The following is a 22,351-nucleotide window of genomic DNA, read 5'->3' as shown; positions in this document are numbered from 1 at the left end:
TAACTGTCGTGATCGGCAAAACAGCTAAAACGGCTGAGTATAACAGCGATCTGCCCGATATTATAGTCACGCACATTTCGTAAAGAGACGGTGATGTATATGATCTAAAAAAGAATTTTACAACTACCAGCGCCCTGCGAGCTTCAAAGGTATACAGAAAACATGAGCATTCAGATTGCCACCATCGTGGAACTGTTGAAATTCAACCGGATCATGACACTCAAAACAGTCGATGAGATCAGCACACTACCTGATTCGCAATCGGCCCTGGCATTTCGGCCTGGCCCCGGCAGGGCCACGATTGCCTGGCAGATCATGCATATTGCCATTACCGAAGAATTATTTGCCACAGATCGGCTGCGAAAAACTGAGTCGACACTATCCGACCTGTTTCCACTGTACCAGAAGGGAAGTACGGCGGGTGACGAGATTCCCACACTGGAGGTCATCCAAAATACATTAAACCAGACCCGTGATCATCTTCTGGAGACGATTCAGCTGATCGGGGAAGCCGACCTGGAACTGGTTCCGGCAGGCCTGCAGGAACGAGGCTGGTCCAACGAAATGGCTTTAAAAATCCTGTGCTGGCATGAAACTCACCATCAGGGACAGGCACATCTGACTTTGAATTCCTGGAAGGCAGAACAATAGCTGGTTCCCTGAACAATGACGGGAAAACCGGGGAACATCGAATTCCTGTTGGAGTGTCATTTTAAATTTGGGATTGATGGATATCACTGGAGTGCGACAACGGAGCACGTAAACAACACCCCCAACCCTTAATTTCCAGCTTAACAAAGCACTATTGACATTTTTTCAGTATCTTTATCCAATTAAGTCTGTCATTCAATTAGAGTCAACCACTTCAGACGTTCTACCTGATGTTGAAACGGTTTCAATTCAGTTGGAGGATCTGTCCCCATGAGTTCGATCAACCCGGGTGCTCTTAATATCAACAGCTCTTTTGCCGGTGCGCAACGGAGCGACGCCAATATCGACAAAGAAAAAGCCGAAGCAGCGGCGCAGAACATGTCGATCGATAAAAAAGAGATGACTGACCATCAGTTGCATGATGTCGGTGATCCCCCCGAATCGGGAGACCGTGATGCCGATGGCCGCATGCCGTTGGGACATGAAGAAGAAGCAGAGCAGGGGCCTCATCGCGAAACGGACGAGCAGGAAGAACACACCGCTCGTCATCCTGATGCAGAAGGCAACCGGGGCACGCAGTTGGATCTGGATGCCTGACAGAGGCTCTGAAAGGTTATTTGGAATTATTCAAAAAACCGAACAGGCTTTTCTTCTTTCGCGAAACCGAATCTTCCTGCTCAGAGGCTGATTCCCCACTTACACTCGCAGCCAGCCCCATAATGGTTCTGGTGAGTTTTGCTTTGGGAGCCTGCATCACCAGGGGAATGCCGTTATTACGGGATTCTACCATGGTTGCATAATCATTGGGAATCTGGCAGAAAATTTCGCGACCAATCGTTTCCAGTGCTTTACTCACACTGATCTGGGTATCTTCGAGTCCCAGTCGATTCATGACGACTTTGATTTTCTCTGCGATATGATCATTGGTATCAAAAAACTGCGAAAGTCGCACGACGTTTCGCAGGCAGGGCAAATCCAGCTGCGCCGTCAACAGCACAGTATCTGATAACTCCATCGCGGCCAGGTCGAGACTGTTATAAGACTTGCTGACATCAATCACAAGATGTGTGAACGTCGCGCGCAGCAGAGCAATGATACGGCGGAGGACTTCGGTCGTAATCTGCATCGACATATCCATCTGCACGGGACGCGGTAACAGGAAAGCCCCACACGCATGCTTGGTCAACGAGCGTTTTAACAGTGAATAATCCAGTCGCGAAATATTTTCAGCGACATCCTGAATGGTGTAATCCGGTATGATATCCAACCAGACATCCGTATCACCCAGCGCCAGATCCAGATCGATCACAGCGACACTGTTATGATCATGGCTTGCCAGGCAGCAGGCCAGATTGATCGCCAGCGAAGTACAGCCAACGCCACCACTCACACCAGCAACGGTAATGACCTGGCTGGAACGGGGGGCGTTATGTTCTCCTTCTGATTTACCCGAGGTAATCTGAATTCGGTTTAAGGCAGACAGGAAGTCTTCCAGTACCAGCGGGAACCCCAGAAATTCTTTAGCGCCATTTCTCATGGCTTTTAAGATCAGACTGCCTTCCTGAGAACTGCTGACGACAATCACGTTACAGCTGGGTAAATCACGCGTGACATGGGCGATCAGATTTAATGCCATCTCCGGATTCGCGTCCAGTGAAATCAGCGCAATGTCCGGCTTGGTCTGCGAAACTACCTCCGTGAAAAATTCATAGCGGCTGCACTCCGCTTCGAGCCAGACCATATCCACGCCAATCAGCATGTTCTTCAGCTCATTGCGAGTTGCTTCATTGGGATCGATAATCGAAAGCCGGACAACTCCACTCATTCGTTGATCACTTCTACTTAGGGTTTGGTTTTTCTACTGTCTCTTTTAATAGTATCGAACTTGAATGCCCACTTTTTGAATCTTTTCAAAAATGATCCTGCCACACGGATCTGCACTCCCGTACACGCCGAGCAATTCCTGTCTGAATGACTTTCAACTGAAACAGTTTCCCATCCGGGTTGTGTCCCGTATTACCGTAGCGTCTGTCAGACCATCTGGATCGAGTATCTAGATTGAATGACACTTTAATTAAATGTGAACAGCTCTAGCTACCCGGTCCAATCAGTCCCGGTTGATTACTGGTCGGAGAACTTAAGCTGGGTGCCCTAGCTTTCACGTTCGGTTCAGGAGTTTTTGATTTGGCTTTCCATTCTTTATTTTGCGGACTGGAAAGATCTGGCACTTTCGCAGCCGTTGCTGGCTTCTGAGTTGCTTTCTGCATTCTTTCATGCTCCTGTAATGCTTTGACATTCTCGGGAGACAATGAGGGTTTCCTGATTTCTTCAGAGTGAATGCTGGGAGCCGCCGGAACAGGAGGTACCTGGGAGGCCGAAGTGGGTGGCAGTACATGATCGGGAATCATCATCGATTCCGGGCTGATCGGTCCGGGAATGGAATACTGACAGTCAGGGCAGTCATCCCCATAGTTGGGTACTTCCAGCACGCCATCCAGATACAACTCGCGATCGGTGGGTGTTGCGGTAAACAGGCCGGGACCTCCTGCGGGAACCTGGCCCGATTTCAGTGGGGAAACCAGTTCCGGAGTCACCATGATCACCAGTTCGGTTTCGCCTTCGGTGTATCTGACCCGACGGAAGGCTGCTCCCACAACGGGGAGTTCTCCCAGGAAGGGTGTCTTGGATGTTTCAGCAGTTTTGCGGCTGGAAATCAGACCGGCAATCACCATGGTTTCGCCGAAATTCATTTCGACAGCTGTATTAGCGCGGCGGACAGTCAATCCGGGAACGGTGGTTCCGGCTACCTGAACCGCGTTGGAAAAATCGCGTTCACTCACTTCAGGCTGAACTTCCAGTCGCAGGCGACCATTCCCCAGAACAATGGGAACGGCTTCCATTCTGACCCCGAATTCACGCCATTCAATCGTGACGGTACCCAGACTCTGAGGAACCAGGATCGGAAATTCACCACCTGACAGCAGGTTGGCAGGGCGACCACTGGTTGTCACCAGTTCCGGTTCCGCGAGAATTTTCAGCAGTGCTTCTTTCTTCAGTGCTTCGATGAACGCCTGAAAAATACTGGAACCATCCACCAGTCCAAAACCCAGTGACGTGCCACTGATCAGGTTCTGTGATGCGGTAATTGCCGGTGGCCCGCCGAAGGGGGTGGTGATACCGGTGATGGGAACCAGGCTGCCTGGCGTACTGTAAGCATAACCTGACTGATTCAAAAACAGCCAGTTGACGCCCAGCTGCCGAATTTTCGATCGCTGAACTTCCATGATTTTGACTTTCAGCAGGACCTGTTGTACTCCCGCCAGCTTCATCTGATTTAACACGCCATTCGGAAAAAACTGCTCGGCGATTTCCACCATTTCCGTGATGGCTTCAGGTTCTGTGACCCAGCCACGCAAGACAACCGAATCCTGAACCTTGATGGCAGTCACAGACGAAGTGGGGAACAGTTCCTTCAGGTAAGCCTGCAGGTGACGTGCATCGCCACTCACGAATGTCTCTATCGTGTAGACTTTGCCATTTTCATCAGTAATGACCAGTGTGGTCACACCGGGAATCAGGGCCTGGATGCGGAGCTCATTGGGAGTGAGTGCTGAGACACTCAAAACAGTCGGATCAAATCCGTCCACGCGTTTGATCTTACCCGCGAATTTGAGGATTTTGGAGAACTTCTCTGTCACTTCCAGCTTCATCTTTTCAGATGTGATCTGTACGACAGGTTCACTCGCACCGGGAGGTGCAGGCTGCTCGTCCTGGGCATACGCCTGTAATGCAATGAGGCTGCATACCAGTGCGACGAGAACAACAGGCAGACATTTCACTCTCATGTGTTTTTTTAAGGCCAGCATCCGTGCCCCTTACATTTTTTTTACTACAGAGTGATGTCAGAAATTATCCGCAATCACCCTAAAACAGGTATCATTCCATAACTTGTTGAGAGAACTCTCTCTGCCCGCAATCAATTCCCCCCGGTCTGTGTCAGAGAGCAGGGGGGCTCGTATCTCAGTTAATTTTCTGTTTCTGTTTGTTTGTAAAGACTTCCCACAGATCTTTCAGAGCTGCTTTCTGATCTTCGATTTCTTCTTCCAGAAGTTCGACTTCCTGTACGATTTTTTCTTCTCCGGAATAAATCTCAATCTGCCACATTTTTTTCGGTTCTTCCAGTGGCTCGACCTCGGTTTCCACTGAAGTCATCTGCTGCGGTTCCTGTTCTTCATCCAGAAACTGCTTCGCCGACTGAGGCGTTTTTTCCTGTTGAACCACTTCCGGTTTCTCTGTTTTCTTTACATCCCCTTGCGTCGATTCTTCACCATCTTTCAGGTATTCACTACCGTCGATCGAAAAAACTTCAGCCAGTTCGTCATCATCAAACTGCACATCTTCTGAATTTGTCGAATCAGACTGTGCCCTTAATGCGAGATGAACTTCTCCTTTTTTCTCAGCCAGTTTCAACATGGCTCCTTCACGGGGAGACAGTAAGAGTGAAATATTCTTTGATTTAACCTGATTACTTTCTGTACCCCCGACATCGGTCAGATGGTCCGTCGCAAAGATCTTGACCCGTTCCAGTATCACTTTTGTTATCGTTGACATACCGCCTTCAGGTTTGCGGGCTGTGAACGTGACGTACACATCCACAAAGTCTCCAGGCAGTATCAAACCGCTATGTGTTTTGGTCATATCCACTGATGTCGTGAAGACCCGTTTCCCATCTGGAATTTCGACCGAGGCTCCGCGAACCCCTTGTTCACTGAGTTTCGCTTTCATCACGATTTCTCCCGGAACGGCCCGGGTCTTGATGGAGCGGTCTTTATACTGTTCCAGTTTAGTCACGGCACCTTCCGGTACCTGATCAATCGGCCATGATTTGAATTTGACGTTGGACTCATTTAAAGGAGTACCAGGCGGGATTTCAGCAATTGTCATCAGAACATCTGCCGTTTTCACTTCAACCTGCTTGTCATCCTTATTGAGGATCTGCCTCACGCCCAACATCGCAACCAGTCCACAACCGACGGCGATCACCAACATCATCAACGACTTGACTTTCATATCTGTCACCCATCAAAGAGAAACATATCAGCGAAGCTCTGATGAAAAGGGGCTTGTGTCCCGCAGGATGCAAGTCCGTTTTCCGAAATGGCGAATCTGATAGGCATCTGTTTTCACAGGAGAACAGAAAAAGAAAATTCTGTCATCATGGAGAACATCGGCACTTCGAGAGCTTTCGCTTCAATTTATAACGATTTTATCGTTTGAAAAAGTTATTCTGGTTGTAACACTTGGCTTCTCGCGAATACCCTGAAGCCCGCACTCGCCTCACACCCCCTGTCTTCACAGCAGGCGGGAGTTCCTGTTTCGTCTTACAGAAGTCCTGCGTAGAAGAAATAGGCAATCGATCCGATGCAAATGGGAATCCCATAAGGCAGCAGAAACATGGTTGGCTTTCGTTCCTTAGCGATACGTGACAGTTCGCGTGGGTTCTTCACCGAACGCCATTCATCAAGAATCACTAGAGCCTGCCCCAGATGCTTGTAGAAGTTCTTACGGTAGAGCACCATGGCCACAGCCATGATCGCGCCCACGATTGTAGTCACGCAAAATGCATAGAAGGTAATTTTGACACCCAGCCAGGCACCGATGCCGGCCATCAGTTTGACGTCTCCCGCTCCCATGCCACCAACGCTGTACAGGGGGAGAAGTGTAGCCAGTCCGACGACCATTCCCAGCAGTCCCCAGCCCAGTCCAGCCAGTCCGCCAGTCCAGGTCATGTAAATCAATCCGGACAGCACCATGGGGTAGGTGATCCAGTTGGGAACACGCAGTTCTTTTCCATCAATGTATGCGGCATAAATCAAGACAATGGAAACAAACTTAACATGCCAATTCTCGAGAAGTAACTGTTGCCAATCCATCAATATGGCCTTTCTTATCGTGTCTGAATGAAATGCATTTGAGAGCATTCCGTTGGGGATATTGCTAGTTAGTGATACTCAGTTCTGATCGTCTGCCAGATGATGCGAAACACGATCGACACGATCAGCCTGGTATGAGAGTTGTATTCTTATTATTCAGTTTAGGTCACAGGCGCGGCAGAGGAGTGAATATCTTAAAATTTTTCTGGTTTATGGTGGCCTGCTGCCGGGGTGTGAAATGAGGGCCTGCCGGAGTTGAAGCTGCATCCGGAAAGACTGTCTCTGCTGTATTAAAACTTTCGTATCAGCAGACTCTGCGCTATGCCTTGATCCAACAGAACTGGTCTGCTACCTGCATCCGGATCTCCAGAACTTGAGCGGACCAGGGGAGTGCAAACGGATACGGCAATTGATATTCTTTATTCAGTGGTACTTGATTCAGAGCGCATGACAATTAATTTCAGTGTCTCACAATCTACGATACCTGGCCCCATGGGCCTGGAGACGCAGCGTTTAAACGGGACACATTCTAGCAGCGACTACAGCTCAACAGGGAAGTAAACCAGACGACAACCATAGCCATCATCATGAACAACTCCAAAACCGCACCTGCCGGGGCATCAAAGCAGTAAGGAAACATGCCACACTCTCCTCAAAATTCGTAACAGCGTAAAACTCAAAAAAACAAACCTTATCAGATACAGCGATCAACAGACTTTCAGAGAATCGCATACGCAAGAAAACGCTCAGCCGATGATTCGACTGAGCGATTTTCTTTTAACTTTGCAGTACTACATTGCCCGCTATTAGGTCAACGCATCACGTACTTCTTCAAACTTCGCATTGGCGTTTGTTCCGACAGCCTGAATAGCAGTCAGACAAACGATGACGATCAGAGCCAGCATCACAGCGTATTCAACAGCTGTAGGACCATCTTCTGAAACCAGGAAGTTCTTGATGCTCTTTGTCAGATTCTTCATTGTTGTTGCTCTCTTTCTTTCCAATTGGAGTCGATTCATGAACCACATTTATCGACACTAAACAACCAAGCCAGGGAAGAGACGACACGATGTGTCCGCTGATTCCCACAGCTCACCCGAAACATTTGCTTCTTTGAGTTACATCCTCAAATGAAGCTCCCAATATGCCCCCTCTTCAGAAGAGCAGATTTCCTGTATCCCATAGCTGAGATAGAGAAACGGTATTGGAGATATTTAATTCACATAACAACGGAAGATATTTCCGATATGATGTCAAAACCTGTTGTGCTCGCTGCTTCAGCTTAAATCCTGCTGAGCAAACTGATCACACTTAAAAGTAGGTCACGGGTTAAAACAGTCAAGCAGAGTTGCAAAATATTTTTTAAGAAAAACACCCGGTTCACATAAAGAAACACTCAAGTCCCGGCAAACTCTACGCAGCCAGTGAATTACTGCCATGATGATAAAAAACAACAGCCGAGAATTTTCAGCAGAACCGCTGGACCCGCCTGAATTTTTTTCCGCTCCGGCAGTTCCATCAATCATCGCCTGTGAAAAAACAATTCGTATTTCTGCCAGGACTTCGGAACCGTTCCCGGAAATTTTGATTTCTGCAGGCGCAGGGATGCATTATTTCGCGGTCGACCAATTTTGAATCTTCTGCTGCATACGTGCCCGGTCCAGTTCATCCGGCTCTGTCTGTTCCAGTGCATCCTGGAGGATCGTAACAGCCCGCTGCGCATCTCCCTGGCTGTGATAACTGTTAGCCAGTTGAATCTGTACCACCGGGATCTCGGGCACTTGTCTCGAAGTGTACTGCCAGAGCGTCAGCCCATCACGCCAGATCATCAGATAACGCTCTGTCTGCCAGCTGAAGCGGGTTAACATGGCCAGTACCAGCACACCAAAAACAGCTGGCATGAAATAGCCTGATCGCGAGATGTTCGGTAAAACAGGCACCAGAATGCGTTCTCTCAATCGCTCCAGCAACTGCATCGCACCGGAAAAGATCAGTGCAAAGAAGGGGATGGAAGGTAAATAGAGATATCGGTCATTCATCAAGGTCGTAATGGGAAATAAATTCAATACCGGTATCAGCAACAGAATGAATGTGCTACCAGCAAATAAGATGAGTGGCTGACGTCGCCCCATGCGGACAAACATAATCGCAGTCAGCAGCCAGCAGATGACAGAAATCGTGACGTTCCAGGCGATCCCGCTGGTCGGAGGGTCATACAGCACAGAGCGTGTTCCAGGCCAGAGCAGCATCTGCACGTACTTCGACATGATCACCGTATCGACCGAAATCAGTTCCAGTTTGCTCATGCCGAAGTGATCGCGAACGCCTCCCAGTTCACTGGTCTGGGCCAGCATCGTAATCACCAGCAGCAACAGGGCACAACAACCGGGAAACACCTGTTTTTTAACTGCTTCCCGGAATGGCACTTTCGCAACCCAGTAGTCATAACAGAACACAATCGCAGGCACGACAACTGCTAACGCCTTGGAAAGCAAGGCACAAATGAAACAGATCAATCCACAGGTATTCTGCTCCAGGGTGCGATCTTTTCTGAGCCAGTACCAGAGCGATGCCAGGATAAATGCCCCTGAAAGCAATCCTTTCCGCGAAGAGATCCAGACGACTGTTTCCACCTGGACGGGATGAATGGCGAATACCGCTGCAGTCGCCCAGCCAATCATCCGGTTCCAGGTCAGCCTGGTAATTAACAGGAAGACGAGAACCACATTGACCAGGTGCAGGAGAATGTTTGTCAGATGATAACCGCCGGCCCAGAGACCGTACACACTATGATCCAGCAGAAAAGAGAAGACGGTCAGCGGCGCATAATTTCTGGTGACAACCTGAGTTGCCACTTTCTGCAGATTGTCGGGATCCCAGCTTTTGATCAGGGGATTATGGATGACATACCAGGGATCGTCCCAGTTGACAAAATCAAAATTTATCGCCATTCCAAAACTGATCAGAACCAGCAGCGCCAGCAGGCAGCAGACGCGCCACTGCTGTTTCACCACCTGGCATAACTGCCAGGGGAGTTCACCCTGATCGGATTGAATTTGATTCGACATTCGTCCTGTCCGGTAAGAAGTAGATTCACCACGACCTGCTTTTAACATAGGTTGCTCACAGGAAATTGCACATGCTTTGCCGGAAATGTTGTTTCTCTGCAACATCAATTGCCAGCCCAGTCCCTAATTTCAGTACAACCGGCTCAGTCAGTCCACGCGATACTTCAGATGGACGCATGACGTCTCCCCCTGATAATGATCACACATGGCTTCTGAATTTAAGCTAAGCTTGCTTCGGATAACGCGCGACCCATTGCGCATATATTTTGATGTCGAAACACCCGGAGAGACACGTGCAGGTACCACTGTCAATTTCAGAATCGGAAACGATTTCATCCGTTCCCGTCATGGCGCCAGACAGCGCCGAGATCATGTCGCAGTTCCAGAACAGGGAACACCTGTTGGCTGAAATCGAACGCAGCTGCTTTCCGCAAGGGAAGACCATCGTGGTGATGCCCGCTTATAATGCAGCAGGTACGCTGGAAAAAACACTGGCCGATCTGCCTGCAGATGTGGTTGACGAAATTATCCTCGTCGACGATGGCAGTACGGATGGAACTGTTGATCTGGCTCTGCAGCACGGCCTGACGGTCATCAAGCATAAAGAAAATCGCGGTTATGGGGGAAACCAGAAGACCTGTTATCAGTATGCGCTGGAACATGGCGCAGAATATGTCGTCATGCTGCACCCCGATTATCAGTACGACAGCCGCGTCGTGGGTATTGCCATCCAACTTTTAAGGCTGGGGATCTGCGACGTTGTCATGGGCTCCCGCATCCGGACCCGCCAGGAAGCGCTGGCCGGCGGAATGCCTGGCTGGAAATACCTGGCCAATCGACTGCTGACCATCACCGAGAATATCGCGCTCGGACCAAACCTGGGTGACTTTCACAGTGGGTTTCGCGCCTATCGCAGAGAGGTTCTGGAAACGATTCCCTTTGAACACAACTCGAATGACTTCGTCTTTGACAGCCAGCTACTCGCCCAGGCAGTCTACTTTCAATTCCGGGTCGGCGATATTCCCGTTCCCGTCCGCTACTTTCCCGAATCCTCCAGCATCAGTTTCAAACGCTGCGTGAAATATGGCATGGGTACGCTGGCAGTGCTGGCTCGCTTCTGGGCACAACGACTGCGAATTCGCCCTTCAAAAATTTTCTTCACCAGAAAAAATGACCAGGACGCAGAGAACCGGGTCAAACTGCAATAGAATTCCACTACAATTGCCCGGCACTTCTACCTCTGAATTCACTCATCCGCAGCGGGCGGCGTTGAATTTGCATTCCCGCGTGCGAAATGCACGATGACAGCCAGTCCGATGAAGGCCCCCAGCGCGATAAATCCATACGCTGCGTAATCACTGGATTTGATACTCCACAGGCAGCCAAAGGTCGCCAGCAAAGTCGAAATCCCCATCGCCAGGTTCCAAGCCACACGTTTGCCTCCGCTGGGCATCCGATCGCCCAGAATTTTCGGGGAGTTCATCATAAAGAAGAAGGTCGCATACGCGATTGGCAGCAAGACCATGCCGAACATGGACGTCGGGACGGCTAACCAGGCTTTGGCTTCACCTTTCCAGAGATACGCGCCTGTCATACCAGTCAATGCCGGCATGAAACAGCCAATGCGATGGTACATCCCGCGCGGTGCCACTCCCAGCATTTCACAGAACACAAAGCCGTTGATGAGCATCAGAATGATAATCGTTGAGATCGCCATGGCGACGACACCCAGACCAAAAACCAGCTGGGATACGGTCGCACCGGCCAGTGGTGTTAAAGACGATGCCAGCTGAAAGGCGTCCCGGTTGACCAGCATTGCTGCCAGTTTACGTTCCGGAAGAGGCAGTTCCGCCCGCTTCTGTTCCAGGGCACTCGGGTCACTCGTCAATTCGTTCCATTCTGACGCGGGCACTTCGGTTTTAATACGGGCATCCAGCAGTTTGTGATACTGGCCCAACAGACCAGGATCTGCCTGAATTACCTGGCCTTCTGCATTTTTTTCACCCAACAGGCCGGCTGCAGGCTTAGCATGAAATTGAGAGGCGGCTGCGATCACAACGCAACTGGTAGCCAGCACAAAAGGTACGAATAAACCTGTCGAGAGGTCAAACATTGCCAGGCCACGAAAATCCTTATCCCAGCCTTTCGCTCGCATGGAGTAGGGCAGCAGGAAGGTCATATTAATTCCGACAGCAGTCGCGGCTGCGGTGATCATCACTTTCTGCTGATTCCCGACAATCAGGTTTTTCCAGTAATCGGCATAGCCACCGGCCTGAGAAAGCACTTCGGAAAACTCTGGTGAGGGATTCGCAAACATGCTGAAGTTCGGAATATAACCAGCCAGAATTTTAGCCCAGTCCAGATCATTCGTCGAAATGCTCATTTTGGCGACCACACCAAAGAAACAGAGCACTACGATACCAACCAGAATTTTCAGAATGGCTTCGAACAGCTTGATACCCCATCCGCCGGAATCATAAAACCAGATCACGACGGCAGAAATCACAAACAGCAAACCGACTGCCATCGCTTTCCCGCTTTCACCAGCCATCATTTCCGGTGCGAGGTTCTGCTGTAATGCAGCCGTCCCTAGAGCATATTGAGGCATACACCACACGAGGTTGGCCATCAGAGTGGCAATCGCCCAGCCCCAGCCCAGGACCGGGCTGATATGGGTGTTGATCGAAGCAAACGGGCGTTCTTTGGTTGATAAAGCGACATAGCCAATCGCACTGAGCATGATGACGCCCATAATCATCGCCACAGGCTGCAACCACATCAGGTGGTAGCCGGAAAGAATCCCCAGATAGAGGCCGCCCGCTAAGGAGCCGCCTCCCAGCGTAATGGCACTCTGTAACCAGCCCGGGCCCGAAAGCTTTGTATAAGCCAGTACCTTCGCACCGGTTCCTCTTGCCTTCGCGTCCAGAATCAGTTGACGGTCTTGTTCAATCCGTGAATTTGCTGCTTCGTCTGTCATTGCAAACTCTTGCTATACCAAGGTTTATTTAAGTTACTTAAGAATACTTTACTCAGTATGTCGAAAGGACCAAGGTAACCAGTTATCAGTCGAGAATCAAGCAACGTTGATTGATCGACGAGCGAGTTTAGCAATCTCTGAAACGCGGTGTGACGACGATAGTGTATACACACAACAGCAACGAAGAAGAGCCGAAGGAGCTCATCAGGCAGGCAGACCAGCGATGCCCTCCGGACATTGATTGTCCGAAGGGCTTGCATTGCTGGAATCGACTATTGTTTCAGGCTTCCTGAAACGGTAATGATCAGTTTCGCTGGATCGATATACTTTGCGAAAGCCTGCTGGGCAGCTTCCGCAGTCACCGCGTTGATTTTGGTTTCCAGTTCGGAATAGTAAGTCATATCCCGCTCAGCAAACAGGTTGGTTGTCAGAATGGATGCCAGAGAAGCATCGCTGGTGCGGGAGACTTCCTGCTGTTCGAGGTAGCCTTTCTGAGCATTGACCAGTTCTTCTTTTGTGATCCCTTTTTCAATCAGCAAGGCCAGTTCTTCCTTGATGGCCGTTTCCACTTTTTCCATGTTGTCAGGATTACAGCTGGCATACAGGGAAATCGAACCACGGGAGTCAACGGCATCCGCATGAATCATTGCCCCGACGCCATACGCCAGGCCTTCTTTCTGTCGGACACGATCTCCCAGCCGTGAGGAAAGCCCACTGGATCCCAGCACCGAGCCAGCGACAATCAGATCCGGATAGTCGGGAGAACTGCTGTTCATGGGAAACGTCAGGCCGCCAAAGTAGAACGCATTTGCTTTGTCGGGAATAATGATTTCCGTCAGATTTCCGGGAATCGCATGCGGCTCTGCAGGAATATGACTGTAAGGCGCGGGGGACTTCCAGTCATCCAGCATGGATCCCAGTTGGGCATACACTTCGTCTTCAGAGAAGTCACCCACGACGGCGATTTCTCCTGTCGAGCCGCCGATAAAGTTTTCATACAGCAACTGCAGATCACTCTGTGATAACGCTTTGATCCGTTCAATTTCCTGTTCAATCGTCGGCACATACCGCGGATCTGACTCCGGGTAGGGTCGAAGTTGACTTCGCACTGACAGAATGGCCCGTGACTGGGGGTCGGTTTTCTGTTTTTCCAGGGTCGCGATCTGCTGCGATTTCAGCACATCCAGTTCGTTTTCCGGCAAGGTCGGCTCGCGGAGAATTTCCTTGAGGATGCTTAATACTTTGGAAAGACTCTCGCTGCGGGTTTTGATCGCGATATTGATTTCGCCGGGTGAACCGGAAACACTCAACTGGGCACGCAGCTTATTCAGTTCGTCCTCAATCTCTTGACGCGTCCTGTTTTTTGTGCCTCGCTTCATGACCGCGGGCAGAAATTCACAGGCCGTCTTTTTGCCCTGCAGGCTTTCCAGAGTCCCGTAGCGGAGCGTCATGTTCAGATTGACCTCTTCACCGCGCGTCTTTTTGGAGAGCATCGCCACCTTCACACCACTGGCGAGTGCTTTGACAGTAGTACGTTTATTGATATTCTCGGGCGAGACATCAAAATCTTCCCCCAATGCAACCGTTTCACGTCCCTGGTAGTCACCAATCATTTTCGCAATATCATCGATCTGCGGAATCGTGACTTTCTGACTTTCTTCAACGGGAACAAAAATTCCCACCGTCCGGTTGTTTTCTCTCAGGTATTCATCTGCCACGCGTTTGACATCTTCCGGAGTCACTTTTTCCAGCGCATCCCGATACAGGAAGCGCAGACGCCAGTCTCCCATCGCGACCCATTCTGATAGCTCCACAGCCAGCCGCGAGCTGTTATTCTCGGCCTGCTCGTACTGCTTCAGCAGTTTTTCTTTGGCGCGGGTCACGTCTTCGGCGGAAATCCCTTTTTCCCTGACGGTCTGCAGCGTATCAAACATGATTCCCAGAATGACCTGGGGATCATTGCCTTTGATGACTTCTACCATCAGTCGCAGCACACCGGGATCATGTAAGGCAAACAGAGAACCGGACACACTGGATGCTTTTTTGGTCTTCACGAGTGCCTGGTACAGGACACCGGAAGGATCATCAGTGAGGGTGGATTCCAGCACGTCAATGGCAGCCATGTCTTTGTGGGCAGCTGCCGGAATATGATAGACGACTCCCACCACGGGAACTTCACCAATCCGCCGCAGCGTCACGATGCGTTCACCTTCCTGCGGAGGTTCTTCGGTATAGGTCTGATCCAGTTTGCGTTCGGGCCGGGGAATGGTACCAAAATACTTGTTGATCAGTTCTAATGCTTCGTCAGTATCAAATTTTCCGGCAACAATTAAAACCGCGTTATCGGGCTGATAATATTTTTTGTAAAAGCTTTTCAGGCGGTCTATGGGCACCCGTTCGATATCAGCCCGGTTACCAATGGTCGATTTTCCGTAGTTATGCCATTCAAACGCGGAGGACATCACCTTCTGCATCAGCATCCGGGAAGGACTGTTTTCTCCCCGCTCAAATTCATTACGAACCACTGTCATTTCAGAGGCCAGATCTTCGGCTTTCACATAACTATTCATCATGCGATCGGCTTCCAGCTTCAGCGCGAATTCCAGGTTATCCTCGGTGGCTGGCAATGTTTCATAATAATTGGTCCGGTCATACCAGGTGGTTCCGTTAAACTGGGCACCGCGGGCCTGCAGTTCCTTGGGAACATTCTGATGGGTAGGCGTCCCCTTGAACAACATGTGCTCCAGCAGGTGCGCCATCCCGGTTTCGCCGTAACCTTCATGTCGCGAGCCGACCAGCAATGTCAGATTCACGGTCACCTTGGGACTGGACGCATCGGGGAACAGCAGTACTTTCATGCCGTTCGCCAGGGAATACTCGGTAATGCCTTCTACGGTCCGGATTTTTTCTGGTGGGGGAGGGGCATCAGCGGCTGTCAGAAATGATTGGGAAGCAAAGCTCATTACGAAAAGTACCCCTGCGGTTAAACTCCATTTTTGTCGATTCATCATCCGATATTTCGCTCCACTAGAGAGGGTCAGCAATTTTGTCAGTCCTTTACTCAACAGCATCTTCAATTCATTGTCCGAATTATAGGCGATTCCCGAAGGGGCAACAATCACTGACTCCGAGAATTCCCCGAGTTCATTTCGATTTGCCCGGCTGCTTTAAAAATGTCATGCCGACACCAATCAGCATTCCCATTCCAAGTCCCCCGGCATGCGCCAGGTTGGCAACAGGCCCCATGACGCCCGTCATACAGAGAAAAAACCAGCCAATCAGAATCACGACCATGTTGGGAGGAATATTAAAAGAAGACTGCGGGTCAAACTGGCTTTTCATCCACATATAACCGAACATTCCATAGACCACGCCTGACAGACCTCCAAACGACGGCCCCGACCAGTAAAACTGAGCCAGATTAGATGGAATCGCTGCCAGCAATACAAGTAATACCAGTTTGGTACTGCCGCGATTCATTTCAATCGCACCACCCAGTTGATATGTCATAAAACAGTTAAATAACAAATGCAGAGGTAGTCCCCAAGAGCCACGAAAATGAATAAAAATCGGTGTCACCAGTCTCCAGACTTCACCCTCGCGAATATCCAGAAGATAAGGGCTGTAGCGGATCATGTTACCTGATGTTTGAAAGGAGCTGATACTCAAAGCCTGCCTGATCTGTTCTCCATACTCATTTGTCTGCATAAATAGATAGACAACCACAGAGACACCAATCAGCATCGCTGTCACCGGACAGCGACTGGTGAAAGGCTGATTCCAGGTCTCGCGGACATTGACCTGTTTGCGGGCGGTGTCCGCTGCCTTTTTGATTTTCGACTCACGAATCGCGTCTGCCTGCCGGGTTGCGTCCTGATATTTTTCGGCATCAGGATTTGTAGAAAATTCCTGCAATTCCCGTTTGGCGGGTTCGATCTGATCTTCATCGTAGACCCAGATCGAACATTGATCGTCGGACTGTTCCACCTTGATTTCCACACCTGTCGTCAGCAGATAGTCTTCGAACCGTTTTGCCTGCTGCCCGTTGGGAAGGGAACCGATTTTTCTCATGCTATTTTCAATCCATGCCTGATGTGCACAAGACCGGCTTCATCCTGAATCCAGATTGTTCCCGAAAGGTGGGGAACAATTAATCCCGTGCTGATGCAGATAAAAGTATTTGAACCGATTTTTTGTAACGTTGCCTGATCCGATTACGGTTTATGAACAGTTGAGTATAGGAATAATTATCACGAATGCCATAGTACCACGGTTGCGAAAATGGGTTCGCAGCCGGACAGTCAGCAGAAAGCAAACTAATTTCGACCGACAACACCGGCCGGCAGAGAGCATGTCTGAGCCAGCTCGTCTCTGATCGTACCGCTCAAATCAAATCAGCCGTTCTGCTTATTCAGACTGTTTTACTGTCTCCAGATAATCACGAAACTCGTGGATGCGGCGCAGATCAAACCCTTCTGGAGATTTTTCCAGCAGGAAATCGGCATCAGCCATCGCTTCGGAAATTCGTCCTGTCTGATAACGTAAGACGGCCCGTAACCAGCGTTCCTGCAGCAGATCTTCATCAATGGCAATCATCGTCTCGACATACCGCAGCATTGCCTGGACGTCTTCATCATCTCGCGCCAGGTTCAGCAGATTCCTCAGCATGCGTTTAATGATTTCTTTTTTCGGTTGGGCCTTGAGAAATTCTTCATCAAAGCGGCCACTGTTCGCAGAGACAACAATTGCCCGAGCGGCTTCCTCGCTCACCACTTCGCCTCCTTCGAAGACATCAACCAGTTCCCCCTTTTCAGAAGTCGAATTGACACGGACCACAAAATGCCCCGGTAATCCCACGCCTTCGATGTCGAGGCCCAACCGTCGTCCAAGTTCCATATACAGGATTGCCAGTGTAATCGGCAGTCCCTCACGATCTTCGATCGTCTCATTGATATAACTGTTGGAACGGCTGTAGTAATTCGTGCGGCTTCCATGAAATCCGGTTTCGCGAAACAGGTAATCATTGAGTGCTTTGAGTTTTGCTTTCGGGGTCGCCTCGGCGGGCAGCATTTTCTGAATTTCATTTGTCATGGCAGCGACCTGGTTGAGATAGGTTTTCACTTCCACTTCCGCATTGTCCAGCCTCGCCACCAGCAGGGCGGCTGTCAGTAAGTCGATGTCTGCTTCTTTCTGCTTTTCGAACAGCTGCTCCAGATCATCGCGTACGGCACGTTCGTGGATCGACTGGGCTAACTGCTGCAGACGTTCGGCCTGCTTCTGGAGTAAACGAGCCCGTTCCTGCAATGCCTGTTGTGCCCGCTTCTCATCCGTTTCTTTGACAACCTCTTCAATCAGGGCAGCATGTGGCGGTCGATCTACGCGCAGGTCTTCAGTCAGATCAAGTATCTTCTGTGCGGTTTCCCTGGAAGGGCGGTAGGGGGGAATATCGCGGGCTACCTGAAATCCCCGAAAGGATGCCACCGTGTCTCTGAACTTGGCCAACCCCGCTTTTCCCTGGGTATAGCGCTGATCCCTGACTTCGAAAACCTGCTCATCATTCACATAACAGAGAATGCGGTCCGTCTCCAAGCGGACTTTGAGCTGATTCCATTCCCCTGCACGATACGAGTTGGATTTCTTTTCCTCAATCACCCGCCACAAAAACACATCCGAACCATCAAAGCGACTGATCCGTAAACTCTCGTTACTCGGATAGAAACCGTAATGCTTTGTATTTTCATCCGAATAAAAGATCAGCCCCGCTGCGCCGGACTCGTCATCCAGTTTGACTTCGACGGCAATTTCATAAGGAAGTTCGGGCAGGTCTTCCTGGGAAACGCACAGCGAACGACTGCCCAGGCCAGATCCGAATCCTTCTACCATGATGCGACCGGCACGCTGTCGCCAGCGCGAGCCGAACAGCGGTTTCCAGTGCCGCTCGTCGAGCGTTCCGATAGTCAACCAGCGGTTCATGGGCACCGGGTTCGGTTTTTCCAGCAACCCCTTGAGAGCGCTGATATTCACTGCGTAACCCAGATTCCGTGTGACGGCAGATTTCAAAGTCACAATTCCCTGGACATGTCCCTGCGCATCCAGAACCGGGCCGCCACTGTTTCCCGGCTCAATCGGAATCGCCAGTTGAATCATGGGCTTCCCATCAATTTCACGGGTTCCCGAATTCACCCCTTTCACTACACTGTAACGTAACCCCTGAGGATTACCCAGCGCGATGACTTCTGCTCCCTGCTTCAGGGAACCGGGTTTCGCCAGGGGTAACGGAGACAAATCTTTCGCTTCCACCTTGAGCACAGCCAGATCCATCTGTCGATCCGTTGCATAGACCTCTTTGACGTCGTATTTCTTTCCGTCAGTAAACTGCACCGATATCGGTCGTGCTTCACCAATCACGTGCAGGTTCGTCGCAATCAGACCATCAGCGCTGATCACAAAACCGGTTCCCAGTCCCGCCTGCTGACCATCGCGGCCCGCATAGGAAACGGCAACAACAGAGGACTTCGCCTGTTCCGCGAGATCCTCAGCAGCCAGCATTGAACCGGTTGCCGCGACAGGGATGTCAGGACGACGGGCTTCGATCGGTTCGTCAGAGTCAAAGCCTGCTGAAGCCACTGGCGACATTAACAAAAGCAGAATCAAACCAGACACAGTGAATGTCCCCTGCCTGCAATGAAACCTTGCATTTTTTCTCTGACAATCGATCATTTCATGCTTCCCGTCTAAAAGGAATTCTGTCCGCCTGGATCCGAATCTACTGGATACATGCAGAGAGTTCTCTGCGGCAAGGAACTCATGGATGCAGTCAGGCAGTAGTCGAAAGCGCTCAGGCTGGCGTGGTTGCTGGTGATATTGTATTTCCCCCGACCAGAGAATGCAAAAGAAGTCTCAGATTCGATGCGTACTGAAAGTCTTATCCAGACTACACTTTCGCTTAAATCACAAAATCAGGAGACGGGACATCCTACTGATGAAACACATAATTTTGTAAAATTGTCAAAAATGGTATTGCATAAAAAAAGAGGAAGAGCTAAATTTCGCGCCAGCAATCAACTACTTGCCCGGCAGGTGCCGGCCGCATGCTCGCCGCTGGAGGTGCGAGCGCCTGGTTACATTGAGAGACGCGACAGCAAATTACTGCTGAATTGAGTTGAATAACTGACTCATTAATGCCCTTGGTTGCCTGATTCTACCTACCGAACCTGACAGAATTTCGGTAACAAGCGGAACGACCCCACGATTGTAAAATCGAACCGTTTCCAGCCCCACAACAGGCAATCTACACGATTGTTCTACACACACTACTCTTCCACATTGATTAGAAGGAGTCTACTAATGTTGGTCTTATCCCGCAAAATCAACGAAACCATTCAAATTGGAGACAACATCCAGATCACGATTCTGGATAACAGAAAAGGAGCCGTCCGCATCGGCATCGCTGCTCCCCGGGAGATTCAGATTTCCCGCCCCGAGCAGGCTAAGCAAACGGTGACCCAGGAAATATCCAACCAGGAATCAGCGCGTGGAAACTCACAGTTTTCTCTCGCTTTTTGTGGCACGATTTCCTGAATTGGTTCCAGAAAATTGGACAGCTGGAGGAAGCGCTCCCGCGCTTTCCTGCCCCTGTCCGGACGGAACCCCACCCCCGCACTCTCCTGACGTCCCGCCACGGTTACTAAACCGACTGACTACTCTGAATGAACTCCTGAAAACCAGCAGGACTCCCTGACAGGCCCAGTATGCGCGCCTGCAGGGAAGGAACCAGTGCAGAAAATCAGCCGGAAACCCCAGACGCATCAATTTCCGCTTGTGTGTATCCAGCCGCCCGGCTAGAATCGCAACTTAACAATCCTGCGTAATTCCTGCTTATGTACTTTCCCGGGATCTCCCGGTAGTACTCTGATTTTCCTGCCTGTTTCTGCATGCCAGAGGTAACTCCATGAGTGCTGACCGTTCCATTTACTGTCCCGGACCGATGTCACGACGCAGTTTTCTGGAAGCCGGTTACATGGCGCTGGGAGGGCTGGGGCTCGCCGACCTGCTGCGGCAGCGCGTGCTGGCCAATTCGCTCAATCCCCAGGCAGGGAACCGGGAAGATACCGCCGTAATTTTCATCTGGCTGCTGGGCGGGCCCAGTCACATGGAAACGTATGACATGAAACCGAATGCCCCCAGCGATTACCGCGGGCAGCTCAATCCCATCTCGACCCGGGCTCCCGGCATGGAAATCTGCGAACTGCTCCCGCTGCACGCCAAAGTCGCGGACAAATTTTCGATCATTCGTTCGATCTCGCATGAAGATTCACAACACGCCCGCGGCTCGGTCCGTTTCCTGAGCGGTCGTAAAACACAGAGCGTCAATCCGATCTCGGAATTTCCCACGGTCGGACCGATTGTCGCCAAAATGCGCGAACAGCGTCGCGTGGGTGTACCCAACTACGTTGCCAGTTCTGCCCGCGCGTATGGTGGTGGCAGCGCTTACCTGGGAGAATCTGCGATGCCTTTTGTTGTCGGCGGCAATCCGGGTGCCCCGGGCTATACCGTGCCCAACCTCTCGGTTTCCAACAGTGTCAAAGATCGACTCGATGACCGGCTGAGTCTGCTGCAATCGTTTGACAACTTCCGTAGAGACGTCGACCTGCATGGTTCGATGGCAGCGCTCGACAGCATCAACGAGCAGGCACTGGGTATGCTCACCAGTGACAAAGCCCGCAAAGCTTTTGATCTGTCACAGGAGAGCGACGCCACCCGCGATCGCTATGGCAGACACAAATGGGGCCAGCGCGCCCTGCTGGCACGACGTCTGGTCGAAGCGGGCACCAGCTTCGTCACCATGTATATGAACAATCCAGACATCCCCGGCACCGAGAAAAACCGCATCCATGGCAACTGGGATATCCACGCGATCAACGGCGACCTGTATTACGACCTGGGTGTGCGGATGCCGCCGTTCGACCGGGCTGTCTCTGCATTGATTGAAGATATTTACGCCCGTGGCCTGGATAAAAAAGTGCTGCTGGTCGTCTCGGGTGAATTCGGTCGCACGCCCCGCATCACCGTACAGCCGGGAACGAAAAGCAAAGTCATGCAACCGGGCCGCGACCACTGGCCGGGTGCGATGTCGGTCCTGGTCTCCGGGGGTGGTGCTCCCATGGGACAGGTAATCGGCTCAACGACCGCCAAGGGGGAATACGCCAAAGATAACAAGCTCGATCCCAACGATCTGCTGGCAACCGTCTACCATTTCCTGGGCATCGACCAGAACCACGAGTTCCTCGACCTCAGCGGCCGCCCCATGCCTATATTGCCACACGGCGCACCGATCAGGGAACTGATCTGAAACTTGTAGTATCTCTTGTTTCGAAAATACCCCCGGCTGGGCTCGAACCAGCAACCTCTGGCTTCGGAAGCCAGCACTCTATCCAATTGAGCTACGGGGGCTCATTTCTCTGACACCTGAACAGGTTTCCCTGTTTTCTCTCTATTTTCGCGTGAACCGGTCTCAGACCAGCCTATGAACTGATTTACCGTCAGAGACTCCCACGCACAAGGACCAGCGTCATAATTTTAGTTCTGTCTTGAAAGACAGTCCGCTCAGAGCCTTGTAAAATCACCAAATCTTCATAATAAATAAGCACAATCTTAACAACAATCAATTCAGATGAACACCTGCCAGACACCCCCATTCCTGTTCTTTGGGGTAATTACCA

At 50.7% G+C, this 22,351-nt stretch carries 17 protein-coding genes and 1 tRNA gene; 7 read left to right on the top strand and 11 right to left on the bottom strand.

From position 1 onward, the window contains the following. The first annotated feature begins 162 nt into the window (after positions 1-162). Together AACZ40_RS04100 and AACZ40_RS04095 are read left to right on the top strand one after the other, a co-directional pair. Positions 163-651 (top strand): DinB family protein, encoded by a 489-nt coding sequence (locus AACZ40_RS04100; protein WP_291172648.1) that lies wholly within the window; start codon positions 163-165, stop codon positions 649-651. Positions 652-921: 270 nt separating this feature from the next. Further along, complete coding sequence (locus tag AACZ40_RS04095; protein ID WP_291172651.1) at positions 922-1,248, top strand: hypothetical protein; 327 nt, start codon at positions 922-924, stop codon at positions 1,246-1,248. A 16-nt stretch (positions 1,249-1,264) separates the two neighbouring features. On the opposite strand, the gene AACZ40_RS04090 is transcribed toward AACZ40_RS04095, so the two are convergent. From AACZ40_RS04090 to AACZ40_RS04070, 5 genes are all read right to left on the bottom strand, one after another. Next, on the bottom strand, positions 1,265-2,476 hold the full coding sequence (locus AACZ40_RS04090; RefSeq protein WP_291172654.1) for an AAA family ATPase: 1,212 nt from the start codon (positions 2,474-2,476) through the stop codon (positions 1,265-1,267). Between the two features lie 265 nt (positions 2,477-2,741). Further along, positions 2,742-4,517, bottom strand: a complete 1,776-nt coding sequence (locus tag AACZ40_RS04085) for a type II and III secretion system protein family protein (protein WP_291172657.1) — start codon at positions 4,515-4,517, stop codon at positions 2,742-2,744. Positions 4,518-4,671: 154 nt separating this feature from the next. Continuing rightward, complete coding sequence (cpaB, locus tag AACZ40_RS04080; RefSeq protein ID WP_291172660.1) at positions 4,672-5,721, bottom strand: Flp pilus assembly protein CpaB; 1,050 nt, start codon at positions 5,719-5,721, stop codon at positions 4,672-4,674. A gap of 311 nt (positions 5,722-6,032) precedes the next feature. Then, positions 6,033-6,584 carry an A24 family peptidase gene (locus tag AACZ40_RS04075; protein ID WP_291172662.1) on the bottom strand — a complete coding sequence of 184 codons (552 nt, stop codon included), beginning with the start codon at positions 6,582-6,584 and terminating at the stop codon, positions 6,033-6,035. Between the two features lie 806 nt (positions 6,585-7,390). After that, a complete protein-coding gene (locus AACZ40_RS04070) occupies positions 7,391-7,564 on the bottom strand; it encodes a Flp family type IVb pilin (RefSeq protein WP_291172665.1) in 174 nt (57 codons plus the stop codon). A 457-nt stretch (positions 7,565-8,021) separates the two neighbouring features. Here AACZ40_RS04070 and AACZ40_RS04065 point away from each other — a divergent pair, with 457 nt between their 5' ends. Then, positions 8,022-8,219 carry a hypothetical protein gene (locus AACZ40_RS04065; RefSeq protein ID WP_291172668.1) on the top strand — a complete coding sequence of 66 codons (198 nt, stop codon included), beginning with the start codon at positions 8,022-8,024 and terminating at the stop codon, positions 8,217-8,219. On the opposite strand, the gene AACZ40_RS04060 is transcribed toward AACZ40_RS04065, so the two are convergent. Then, complete coding sequence (locus AACZ40_RS04060) at positions 8,195-9,652, bottom strand: hypothetical protein (RefSeq protein ID WP_291172671.1); 1,458 nt, start codon at positions 9,650-9,652, stop codon at positions 8,195-8,197. The two genes, AACZ40_RS04065 and AACZ40_RS04060, sit on opposite strands and share 25 nt — an antisense overlap. A gap of 293 nt (positions 9,653-9,945) precedes the next feature. On the opposite strand from AACZ40_RS04060, the gene AACZ40_RS04055 reads away from it, so the two are divergent. Beyond that, positions 9,946-10,860 (top strand): glycosyltransferase family 2 protein, encoded by a 915-nt coding sequence (locus tag AACZ40_RS04055; RefSeq protein ID WP_291172674.1) that lies wholly within the window; start codon positions 9,946-9,948, stop codon positions 10,858-10,860. Positions 10,861-10,898: 38 nt separating this feature from the next. Here AACZ40_RS04055 and AACZ40_RS04050 read toward each other — a convergent pair whose 3' ends face one another. The 4 genes from AACZ40_RS04050 to AACZ40_RS04035 all read right to left on the bottom strand — a co-directional run bounded on the left by AACZ40_RS04050 (position 10,899) and on the right by AACZ40_RS04035 (position 19,292). Further along, entirely contained in the window at positions 10,899-12,629 is a 1,731-nt protein-coding gene (locus tag AACZ40_RS04050) for a divalent metal cation transporter (protein WP_291172677.1), read from the bottom strand. A gap of 272 nt (positions 12,630-12,901) precedes the next feature. Further along, the gene (locus AACZ40_RS04045; RefSeq protein WP_291172680.1) at positions 12,902-15,592 is read right to left on the bottom strand and encodes a pitrilysin family protein; all 2,691 of its coding nucleotides are present in this window, start codon (positions 15,590-15,592) and stop codon (positions 12,902-12,904) included. A gap of 181 nt (positions 15,593-15,773) precedes the next feature. Further along, entirely contained in the window at positions 15,774-16,700 is a 927-nt protein-coding gene (locus AACZ40_RS04040; protein WP_291172683.1) for a rhomboid family intramembrane serine protease, read from the bottom strand. Positions 16,701-17,036: 336 nt separating this feature from the next. After that, a complete protein-coding gene (locus tag AACZ40_RS04035) occupies positions 17,037-19,292 on the bottom strand; it encodes a transglutaminase family protein (protein ID WP_339673373.1) in 2,256 nt (751 codons plus the stop codon). 246 nt (positions 19,293-19,538) lie between these two features. On the opposite strand from AACZ40_RS04035, the gene AACZ40_RS04030 reads away from it, so the two are divergent. The 3 genes from AACZ40_RS04030 to AACZ40_RS04020 all read left to right on the top strand — a co-directional run bounded on the left by AACZ40_RS04030 (position 19,539) and on the right by AACZ40_RS04020 (position 21,981). Then, entirely contained in the window at positions 19,539-19,790 is a 252-nt protein-coding gene (locus AACZ40_RS04030) for a hypothetical protein (RefSeq protein ID WP_291172689.1), read from the top strand. 186 nt (positions 19,791-19,976) lie between these two features. Further along, the gene (gene csrA / locus AACZ40_RS04025; RefSeq protein ID WP_291172691.1) at positions 19,977-20,210 is read left to right on the top strand and encodes a carbon storage regulator CsrA; all 234 of its coding nucleotides are present in this window, start codon (positions 19,977-19,979) and stop codon (positions 20,208-20,210) included. A 370-nt stretch (positions 20,211-20,580) separates the two neighbouring features. Next, positions 20,581-21,981 (top strand): DUF1501 domain-containing protein, encoded by a 1,401-nt coding sequence (locus AACZ40_RS04020; protein ID WP_291172694.1) that lies wholly within the window; start codon positions 20,581-20,583, stop codon positions 21,979-21,981. A 27-nt stretch (positions 21,982-22,008) separates the two neighbouring features. On the opposite strand, the gene AACZ40_RS04015 is transcribed toward AACZ40_RS04020, so the two are convergent. Further along, positions 22,009-22,082 (bottom strand) — tRNA-Arg (locus AACZ40_RS04015). Positions 22,083-22,351: the final 269 nt, after the last annotated feature.

The organism is uncultured Gimesia sp. (genome assembly GCF_963972345.1).
Lineage (GTDB): Bacteria > Planctomycetota > Planctomycetia > Planctomycetales > Planctomycetaceae > Gimesia.
The sequence above is the reverse complement of the archived record's forward strand: the minus strand, read 5'-3'. Positions and strand labels throughout refer to the sequence as shown.